Here is a 1,887-nt window from a genome sequence, read left to right on the forward strand (position 1 = left end):
AAGGGCAAGAGCGGTGTCCCCTACCGGTCAGTGGGGCGCTCCGGCCCTATCCTACCCTACATTGGACTCAAACTTGGTCCATGCACCAAGGTCGCCCTGGGCTGTTCCACTGCTACGCCGTGCCCGGCCTGCCCAGGACCAACAACGACCTCGAGCAGCTGTTCGGATCCCAGCGCTACCACGAGCGGCGCGCCACCGGACGCAAGACGGCCTCACCAGCGGTCGTGCTGCGCGGCGAAGTACGTCTGACCGCCGCCATTGCGACGCGGCGACACCCACCCGCCGCACGCGACCTCGGCCGGGTCAGCCGCGAGCGCTGGCGCGAACTCTGCCACCGCCTTGCACAACGCCGCCACGCGCGGACACTCCGAACCCGGTTCCGTCGCAACCCGCACGCCTACCTGGCCGAACTGGAACAAGCCGCCTGCCAGCCAACTTTGCTGGCCCAGAAAAAACGCATCTGAAGTGCGTCCAGCGAAGAAGCCGGCCGGTAGATCGTACGGGGAGCTTGCCGAGGCCGCATGGGACACACTCAAAACAAGCCGTTCATGCACGAAGCAGCTCGGATCCTATCCGACAAGTTCGGAGCAGGCGCGGTCGACCACTGCCTTCACCGCATGCATGAGGCAGCAGATGCAGGGGACTTCGTGGGGGTGAGGAACTGGGTCGAGCTGACCCTGACGGTCGTTCAGATCGTACCGAAAGAAAGCAGACGCGGCCGACAGGTTATGGCGAGAGGCGCCACCCGCCGACCGCGTTTGGGAGAGGCCTAGCCAGCCTCCCCCGAGCCCTGGTCGACGTATGGCGCCGGCAGCCGGCCTGTGTCGAGCCAGGCATCGATCGTGTGCATGGCCTGAACGGCCGAGGTGGCCACAAGCCAGTGGCCCTCCTCACACCCAGGCAAGCTACCATGATAGAAGCGGTAAGTTGTGCAGCCCTTAGACGCGTGGATGGCGGCGCCCCGGTACTCGTAACAGGGTCCACCCAGGGAGCCCTGGTCGGCCAGGAGAACGAGCTCCCCAGGCTCCGACGGCGTCGCGACTACTGCAGGGTCGCAGCGTGACAAGGTGTCGGTTGCATCATCTGCCATGATCACAGCTGCGACCTCCCGCGGGCCAACACGCTGAGCATCGTCCGTAGGGACAGGCTGCCTTGCAGTAAAGTGGGCCGCTTCATGTGGATGAGCGAGTGATCGGCCAAGTACGGTTTAGCCAACCTCCGACGCCTCCTCATCGACGTATGACGGAGGCAGCCGCCCCAGGTCGAGCCAGCTATCGACCAAGCGCACGATCATCTCGAGGTTGCCCAGTCCGGACCAACCGCTGCGGGGAAAGCCCTCCAGGAAGAACGAGAAGACGGTCCCTTTCTCGTTCGAGGCGATGAAAGCACCGCGGTACTCGTACCTCGGACCGCCTGCGCCACAGAGCCCAGGGAGGATCCGAGGTGCCGCCCTGGTAGTAGCTGCCGTCATATCCGCTCGTCATGGTAGGACCGTGTCGCTCCCCTTACACCGCAACCGCGATGGCTGCAAAAGGAGACTGCAACCGTTCGTTGAGACACAATCGACGCAAGCTCATTGTAAGAAACATCTGCAAGAAATTAGATTAATAAAAGTAGAGAAAAAAATGGATAAACGCTTGTTAATGGCGGCGCAGCTTGTGTCGAAGATTGGACGGGAGGACCTATCTGAAGAGCAGCAGTCGATGGCAATTTCAGGCTAATTCGAATTCTTAGAGCAGGTTTCCACCGATGCAGCGGCCGCAGAGAAGGACCGGCAGCTGGCGCGGGAGATCCTAGGCTCAGGACCCGTTAATCAGGGCTGGCGCCTGATCTGAATGGCTGATTCCATGGTAGCCGGAGGTGCTGCCATGGCTGACCTGTTCTGGC

Annotated in this window: 1 pseudogene; it reads left to right on the forward strand. The window is 62.3% G+C overall.

The window, feature by feature from the left end:
• Nucleotides 1-92: 92 nt before the first annotated feature.
• Nucleotides 93-464: pseudogene (locus BO39_RS33515) on the forward strand (ISNCY family transposase); the annotation flags it as partial.
• Nucleotides 465-1,887: the final 1,423 nt, after the last annotated feature.

The organism is Roseomonas aerilata DSM 19363 (assembly GCF_000711725.1).
Lineage (GTDB): Bacteria > Pseudomonadota > Alphaproteobacteria > Acetobacterales > Acetobacteraceae > Roseomonas > Roseomonas aerilata.